Annotated in this window: 2 protein-coding genes; both read left to right on the forward strand. The window is 70.7% G+C overall.

Going from position 1 to position 8,715, the window contains the following annotated elements; all coding sequences use genetic code 11:
- A partial coding sequence (locus VM889_09950; GenBank protein HVL48868.1) for a hypothetical protein occupies positions 1-5,643 on the forward strand: 5,643 nt, incomplete at its 5' end.
- Positions 5,643-8,715: hypothetical protein (locus VM889_09955; GenBank protein ID HVL48869.1), on the forward strand; the 3,073-nt coding region annotated here is incomplete at its 3' end. The genes VM889_09950 and VM889_09955, both read left to right, overlap by 1 nt.

Here is an 8,715-nt window from a genome sequence, read left to right on the forward strand (position 1 = left end):
CTCTACGACATCGGTCCCTCCTCCGACACGTACCTTCTCGGCCAGCGCGGCCTCGGCGCGGCCGAAGGGCTCGGCGTCGGCCTCTTCTACGACGAAGGCGGCAACGACCTCTACGACGCCACGGCGGGCCACGATCTCAACGTGCGCGACCTGGGCGGCGCGCTCCCCATCGAGGAGCGCCGCAGCCTCGCCCTCGGCTTCGCCACATTCGGTGGCCTCGGTCTTTTCATCGAGGCGGGCGGTCACGACACCTACACGGGCCTCGACATGTCGCTCGGGTCGACGCTGAGCTTCGTGGGCTCCGCGGCCGCCGACACCGCCATCTTCTACGATGCGCGCGGCCGCGACCACTTCCGATCGCTCGGCGCGGCCTTCGGTTGGGCGGAGCGCCTCCCGAACCCCGTCCCGCCGTCCCAGCCCCCGCAGGAGAACGCGCAATCGATCGACACGCGCGCCTACTTCTTCAACGATGGCCTCGACGTCGATCTCTACGAGACGATCCCGATCAAGGGTCTCGAAAGCCTCGCCGCGAGCCGCATGCAGCGCGCCCCCTGCGACGAGCGCTACGACCAGACCTCGACGCGGACCCCCGGTCCCAGGAACGACGCGCTCTGGTGCCAGACGCTCAAGACCCTGAGCAACACGAACACGAACCAGTGGAAGGGCGACCTCGCGATCACGACGCGCGGCGGCCGCGGCTACGACAACGTGGACGCCGCCGCGAACGCGCAGCTCCACCGCCTCCTCACGAACTCGACGGGCGTGGGTACGTCGGAATACCTCGTGGCGTGCCAGAAGGCGAGCACGAACGAGGTCTGCACCGGCCTGGACCGGATCCGCGTGAACGGCCGCGACCACATGGGTCCGACGCTGCTCCTCACCTCCGTCCCCGAGTTCGCGGCGATCCGGGCCGTGCTCCTCGCGCCGGCCGCGTACGACGTGTCCCTCAACCCCGTGACCGTGCCTCCGACGCCGCTCACGGACGCGACGAAGCCGCTCGTGGGCGCGGGCCTCGCGCGCCTCGGCTTCCAGGCGAGCCACGGCACGCAGAGCATCGCCGTGAACACGCTCGCGCTCGTGGACTTCCTCCTCTACGACGAGAGCTACCGCCACGGGTGCCAGGCCCACCAGGTCCTCACGAACCAGAAGGAGCCCACGTCCCACGCCTCGCCCTTCCACTGCAGCTACGTCAAGCAATACGCGGGCGTCAGCGCTTCCGTCGGCGTCGATCCGTTCAACTTCGAGAACTCGCTCGGCCCCTACGAGCTCGCGGTGGTCGGCGAGGCGCTGCGCGCCGTCGCGCTCCAGGACCCGCGCCTCCACGCGAGCGCGAACGACCTGCGCGATGCGTTCGTCGAGGCCGCCATCCTCGCCGCGGGCGGCGCGCCCGACGCGGCGCGCGCGCTCGTCGCCGAGGCGCTCGACCGCGCGGTCCGCGCCTCGCAGGCCAAGGGTCCCGTCGAGCCGGGCGACCACGGCGACCCGTTCGCCGCAACGGGCGCGGACCACCGCGCGGTCGGCGCGATCCGGGTCCTCCTCTGCGTCGAGACGCCCTGCCGCGAGAAGCCGCGCGTCCCGATCGCGTGGTTCAACGCGACCGACCTCCTGACGCCCGTCTCAGCCTCGATCCTCGGGCCCGTGACCGGCGTCAAGAACTGCGTCCGCGGCCCCGACGCCCTCGTGGTCCGCTGCGAGACGCTCGCCTCGACGACCACGTACCCGCAGTACCGCTACTTCGTGCTCTGGAACACGGCCGCCTTCACACCCTCGGGCCTCCCGGTCGTGCCGGACGGCTCGTACCAGCTCCAGATCCTCACCGCCCTCCGCCGCGACGCGACGTACCAGCGCGACCTCGAGAAGGCCACGGGCGAGCGCGTCCGCAGCCCCTACTACGCGGAGGCCACCCTCAACAACCTCGCGAACGACAACTACGGTCACTGGCCCGGCGTCTACGCGAAGCGCCTGACCGTGGACAACGTCCCGCGGCTCAGGCCCTCGACCTGGGTGGGCGACTTCAACCCGAACGCGCCGACCGAGGCGGGCCGCACGATCCACATCCGGGCGAACGTCACCGAGCCCGCCGCGGCCCAGGGCGAGATCGTCTGGCCCGACGGCCGCGTGACCAACCTCACGGAGGCCGCGGCGGCGACGTGCGCCCGGAACCGCGTCGTCTCGAGCGGCAAGCTCAACCTCGCGTGCCCGAGCGCGAACTTCGGGTCGCCGCCGAACTTCGGCGCGACCTCCGGCACGGACGAGATCCGCCTGAGCGTCGTCATGCCGCTCGGCGCCCCCGCCGGCCAATACCGGCTCCGGCTCTTCCTCACCGACAACGGCCACGACGCCGAGGCGCGCGCGGGCGTCTTCCGCAGCGGGCTCATCGAGCGGGGCATCTGGGCCGACACCGCGCCCCCGGTCGCGGCGGTCGAGAACGTGCCCGCGTGGACGAACATCCGGAACGGGCCTCTCCTGAGCGACGCCGAGCTCGAGGGCATCCAGCGCGGCCTCTTGCGCGGAGACTACGTGGCGGGCGACCCCGAGCTCCTGATCAACGGACGGATCGCGGCCCAGTACCAGCGCTTCCTCGTCGCGAAGCAGCGGCCGGACACCCTGGAAAGCCGCGAGCTCTTCAAGTCGACCGTGGCCGTCCTGAACGTCACGCTCACCGCGGACCAGTCGCTCCAGTGCGAGGCGCGCGCGTGCGGCGCCCCGATGCGCGTCTGGATCGTCGACATGGTCGAGCGCGACGGCAAGACCGACCCGGTCCAGACGCGGTTCATGCTCCGCTGCCCGCAGCACTGCATCGGCAAGGGTCAGGAGGCGAGCGCCTTCCTGCGCGTCGCGGCCTTCCACGAGCGCAGCTACGCGTTCAACGTCACGGCGATCGACAACGCAGGCAACGTGCAGTCCCCCGCGAGCCCCACGGTCGAGACCCGCATCGACACGCTCCCCGGCCAGTCGAGCGTCGTGAACCTGCCCTACGGGCGCACCCGCATCGGCAACGACACGACGCACACCGTCGAGATCCTCCACCTCCCGGACCCGCACTTCGGCGCCTGGGAGACGCCGCGCTTCTCGCACGTCCTCTTCAACGTCTCGAAGCCCGGCGAGGAGCCCGGAAACTGGACGCCGCTTCCGCGCCCGTTCGTGACCCCGGCCTCGTCCGACGGCAAGTTCTACCGCGCGACCTTCGCCGGAAAGGTCCTCGCCTCGCCGGGCTACGGCCTCATCGAGCCCGCGATGCTCGCCGAGGGCAACCTCGTCCACCTCCTCGTCCTCACGGTGGACGACGCCGGCAACCTCGAAGGCGAGGCCTTCGGGAACCTCACGAACAAGACGGTCTTCCGCACGCCCTACGGCAACGTCACGCGCGAGCCGCACCCGCCGCTCCCGCTCGACATCACGCCCCCGGTGCTGCTCGCGACGCCGCGCGTGGAGGTCTCGGCCTCGCGGGTCGACCTCGAATGGGCCTTCAACGAGAACGCCACGGGCGTCCTCGAATGGGGCACCCTCGCGGAGACCGAGCGGGGCGTCTTCCCGAACGCCGTCACGCCTTCCCGCGAAGAGGGCATCACGCGCATCGAGCGCGCGAACGTCACGAACCTCGAGCAGAACACGACGTACGGCTACCGCATCGTCGCGACCGACGAGGTCGGCAACCGCGGCGTCCTCGGTCCCTTCCTCTTCACGACCGAGGCCGTCCTCGCGCTCGTCGTCACCTCGCCCGAGCCCGAATCGACGTGGACGAAGACCCTGCGCATCGGCTGGGCCGCCGACGCGGTCAAGGTCCCGGTCGGCAAGCGCAAGGACGCGGTGAGCTACAACTTCACGCTCATCCTGAACGAGCGCACCCACGATCCGTACTACCTCGGGATCGCCGGTCCCTTCTCGGAGGCCGAATCGGGCAACGCGCTCCACATCCGCACCTTCGAGTTCCAGGACCGCGACGTCACGGGCCGCGTCATCCCCGACGCGCGGCGCGCCTACGTGCGGGTCTGCGGCGAGGGCACGCTCAACAAGGGCGCCCCCATCTGCGCGAACTCGGCCGCCTTCGCGATCGACAACACGCCTCCGACGACGCGGGCGACCCTCGTCGGGCCCCACGTGGGGAGCTGGTACCGCAGCATCGTGGACGTCCTCCTCACGCCGGAGGACGCCGTGAGTCCCGTCCGGACGACCTACTGGTCGCCGGTCAACCGTTCAACAGAGTTCAAGGCGGTCGACCGGGCGCTCCGATTCACCGACGAGGGCCGGTACAACGTGTTCTACTACAGCGTGGACGCGCAGGGCAACATGGAGCCGGTCCGGAGCGTCTCGTTCCAGATCGACCGCACGGCCCCGACGGGACGCCTCGTGATCAACGACGGCGTCGCGTCGATCTCGGACCGCAACATCACGCTCGAGATCCGGGCCCAGGACGGCCCGAGCGGCCTCGACGCCCTCGTCATCACCTCGTCGGGCGTCACGCCCGTCACGATCGCGGGCGACCGCCTCCGCGACGGCGTGATCTACGTCCCGTGGACGCTTGCTCCCGGGGACGCCGAGAAGCTCGTCGAGGTCCGCGCCGTCGACCGCGCGGGCAACGTCGTGAGCCTGCGCGATTCGGTCGTGCTCGACACCCGTCCGCCCGCGGTCGAAGGGCTCGCGTTCCAGGGCATCTCCTTCGAGACCCTCACCGTCGCCTTCGCGACGAACGAGCCCGCGACCACCGCGGTCTCGGTCAAGCGCGCGGCGGATCCGGGCTACCGCGAGCCCGTCGAAGGCCAGCGCCTCCTCACGTCGCACCGCGTCCCCGTCTCGGGGCTCGCGCCGAGCACGGCCTACGTCGTTCGCATCGACGTCACCGACGTCCTCGGCAACACGGCGACGACCTTCGGGAACTTCACGACCCTCGCCGACGTCACGCCGCCCTCCGGCGTGAGCGACGTGGTCGCCCGGGACGACGGAACGGGCGTCGTGAACCTCACCTGGACGCGCGCGCTCGACAACGTGCGCGTGGACCGCTACGCCGTGTACCGCGCCGAGGCGGGTCTTCCCTCGACGCTCATCGGCTTCACGCTCACGACGCGCTTCCTCGACGACACGGTCGTCCCCGGCCAGTCGTACACGTACGAGGTCGTCGCGATCGACGCGGCCCAGAACCGCGGACCGCCGAGCGTGCCCGTCGCGGGCCGCGCGACCACGCGCCCCGAGGTCCTCGCGGGCGAGGTCGATCCCGCCTCCGGTCCCGCCGGTCGCACGTTCACCTTCACCGTCATGTATCGGGATGCGGACAACGACCCGCCGGCCTTCGTGCGGGTGTGGATCAATGGACAGGTCTTCGACATGAAGAGGCAGAACGCCGCCGACCGGAACTTCGCCACGGGCGTGACCTACGTGCACACCACCTCCATCGTCGAGACCCGCCTCTCGACCGGCCTCAACACCTACCGCTTCGAGGCGAGCGACGGGACCCACCTCGCGCGCTTCCCGTTCACGGGCGAGAACGTCGGCCCCGCCGTCCTCGCCTCGAACGCCGGCACGGGCGGCGACGGCGACGGCGGCGTGTTCGCCCAGGCGCGCTCCGTCCCGCTCGCGGGCCTGCCCGTCCTGCTCGCGGCCCTCGGCGTCGCCGCCGTCCTCGCCCTTCGCCGGAGGTGGTCGTGATGGACCGTCGCCGCGCTTCCGCCTTCCTCTTCGTCGCGCTCATGCTCGGGACGCCCGTCTCCGGCTTCGTGTCCGCCGCGGGTCCGGACCCCGCGGGCCAGGTGAACGACGCCGCGCGGGACCCCCTCGGCTATCCCGGCCGCAAGGCCGGCCAGGCCGGCTCCGCGCTCGACGACGCGACGCGTCTCGCGCTCGAGACCCGCGAAGGCCAGGAGGAGCTCCTGTTCTTCGAGAACTTCGAAGGGCGCGCGTCCCTCGCCGAACGGGGCTGGAAGGAGCGCAAGTTCAAGCGCGAGGCCCCCGACAACGCGTGGGTCATCGGCGAGCGCGACCCCGCCGCGGAGTACGCGCCGGACCGCACGCCCATCGTGGTGCGCGACGGATCGCATTCCCTCGGCCTCCTCAAGCCCGGTCGCATGTCGTATCCGGGCGGCATCGCGAACCGCATCGAGACGCCCGTCATCGATCTCCGCTACGTGAGCGGAGCGAGCCGCGACACGGACGAGGCGCGCACGGCCACGGGTCTCGCGGCCCTCCTCGAAGCCACGGCCGACGTCATCGGCAAGGTCACGAACCAGCGCGGCGAGGTCGGCATCCTCGACTTCCTGCGCGCCGTCGTGCTTCTCGAGCCGAGCGACCTTCCCCTCACGCAGGAGCGCTACGGCGCGGGCCTCGTGAACCTCACGTTCTGGCACGCCTACGCGTTCGAGCCCCGCGACGGCGGCTACCTCGAGGTCCGCTACGAGGTCGACGGCGTCTGGTCCGATTGGGAGCATCTCGGCGGCGACCTCATCTTCGAGCCGAGCCGCGACGCCTCGGCGTTCCGCAACGGCAACCCCTTCTGCGCGCCCACGAGCCAGTCCGGCGCGGACACCGCGGCCCGGACCGCGGACATCGTCGAGAACCTGATCGGCGACCAACCCGACCCGCAGAAGCGCCGCGCCCGCCAGGTCATCACGACGTACCAGCACGCGTGCGACCCGTCGACGGTGTTCGACCGCCGCCTCTACTGCGCCTGGGTCGGCCCCCAGATCGGCGACTGCCAACCCCGCCTGAGGGACTCCGGGATCTTCTTCGGGACCTCGTACAATCCCCTCACGGACCCCGACCTCGGATCCGAGGTCACCATCACGGCCATCATGAACGACGCGCTCCACAGGGAGCGCATCGACACGTACAACGGATACACCAACATCTCGGCCGAGTTCGGCAACCCCGAATACCAGCGCGGCACCGAGGCGTTCGTGGGGCAAAGCGGCGGCCTCGTCAAGTCCCAGTTCACGCTCAACCGTTTCATCGGCTCCCGCATCCAGATCGGGTTCCGCATGCACGGCGAGCACCCCGCGCCCACGACGGGCGGCTGGTTCATCGACACGGTCCAGGTGACCGCGCTCGTGCCCCGCCACGACGTCGGCGTGCGCGACGTGGTGGCGCCGGCCCACGGCGACGTCATCGCGCCCGGCACGGAGTTCCACCCCGCGGCCGTGATCGCGAACTTCGGCAACCGGACGATGCGGAACGTCTCGGTCACGTTCGAGATCGACGAGCGCGGCCGCGGCGTCGTGTGGTCGGAGCGCTTCGCGATCGCGGAGCTGCGCGAGCAGACGGACCGCAAGATCGTCGCGACGAAGCTCTTTCGACCCGACCGCGTCGGCTGGTACGCCCTGAACGTCACGGCGGAGATCGCGGGCGACCCCCTGAACCTGACGACGCTTCGGACGACCGAGGACACCGTCGCGGACAACAACCGCGCGGTCGCGGTGTTCCGCGTCGTCGCCGTCGAGGACTTCCGCGTCGGGCTCACGATCCCGAAGGACGCGATCCAGACGGACATCGGGCAGCCGAAGCGCGGCCTCGCCGTGACCGTCGCGAACCACGGCAACACGAACATCACCGGAACGGTGTTCCTGAACGCGACCCCGATCGACCGCGAGACCCACGTCCCGATCGGCGGCACCATCCCGATCAACGCGGCGCGCCTCTTCCCGGCCGACATCCCCTACACGAAGACGCTGACCGCGATCGGCGCGGACGTCGCGCCGGCGGAGCGCAAGTTCGACTGGACGATCGGCGTCGACCAGGAGGGCATGTACAGGCTCACGGCCGAGTTCGTGAGCGACGCGACGGGCCTCGTGTACCGCGCGACCCTGCCCGCCTTCATCCGCATGACGCCGCCGCCGCTCCTCTTCGAGCGTTTCGAGCCCGTCGTCCGGGCCGAGAGCTTCGCGGTCGAGGACATCCGCAGCCAGGATGGCTGGCAGACGTACGGCTGGTCGAACAAGTCGTACGAGCCGAGCCTCCCCTTCAACTTCACCTCCGAGCTGAACGGCGGCGCCGTCTCCGGCACGGGCGCGTGGTACGTGTCGCCGACGTTCGGATACACGGGCCTGAACAACGCCACGGGCCGGGGATCCCTCTGTCCGCGGGTCGGCCTCGTGGATGGGCCGGGGGCCTGCTATACGACGACCGAGATTGCGTCGGACCGAGCCCTCTACCGGGGCATGGTCCTGTCGGCCCTGGACCACCAGCACCAGTACGCCCTCGCCTTCGACCTCGATCTCCGGTCCATCCCCCGCCAGTCCCCCGGGAAGCTCGAGCTTTCGTTCTGGTCCTGGGCGCACTTCACTTGGCGCGACCCCTCGGCCACGCTGGTCAACACGTCCGCGCGCGGCATCGTCGACATCCAGCCCTGGTTCTCGGACGACGAGCCGGGCCCCGCGCTGCGACCCCGCGTGAGCGAGCTCACGATCGGCCTCACCTCGGGCACGGTCTTCGAGGGCCTCGGCGAGCGCGCGGCGGACGCCTTCGAGCAGAACGCGAGCGCCCTCGGCATCGCCCCCGTGACCCTCGGGGTCTACGAGACGCGGATGGACTGGACGCCGATCAAGCTCGACATCCCCGACGCGTTCAAGGGGCGCAAGGTCACCGTCCGCTTCATCCTGCAGACGCACGACCAGCGTCTCTTCGCCGACACGAACCGCGCGCCGAACGTCGAGTACGACGGCGACGCGCGCTGCGGTCCGGACGCCTCGGCAGGCATTGCCAAGGTCGCGCAACTCCTCTACTTCACGT

The organism is Candidatus Thermoplasmatota archaeon, assembly GCA_035540375.1.
Taxonomy (GTDB): domain Archaea; phylum Thermoplasmatota; class SW-10-69-26; order JACQPN01; family JAJPHT01; genus DATLGO01.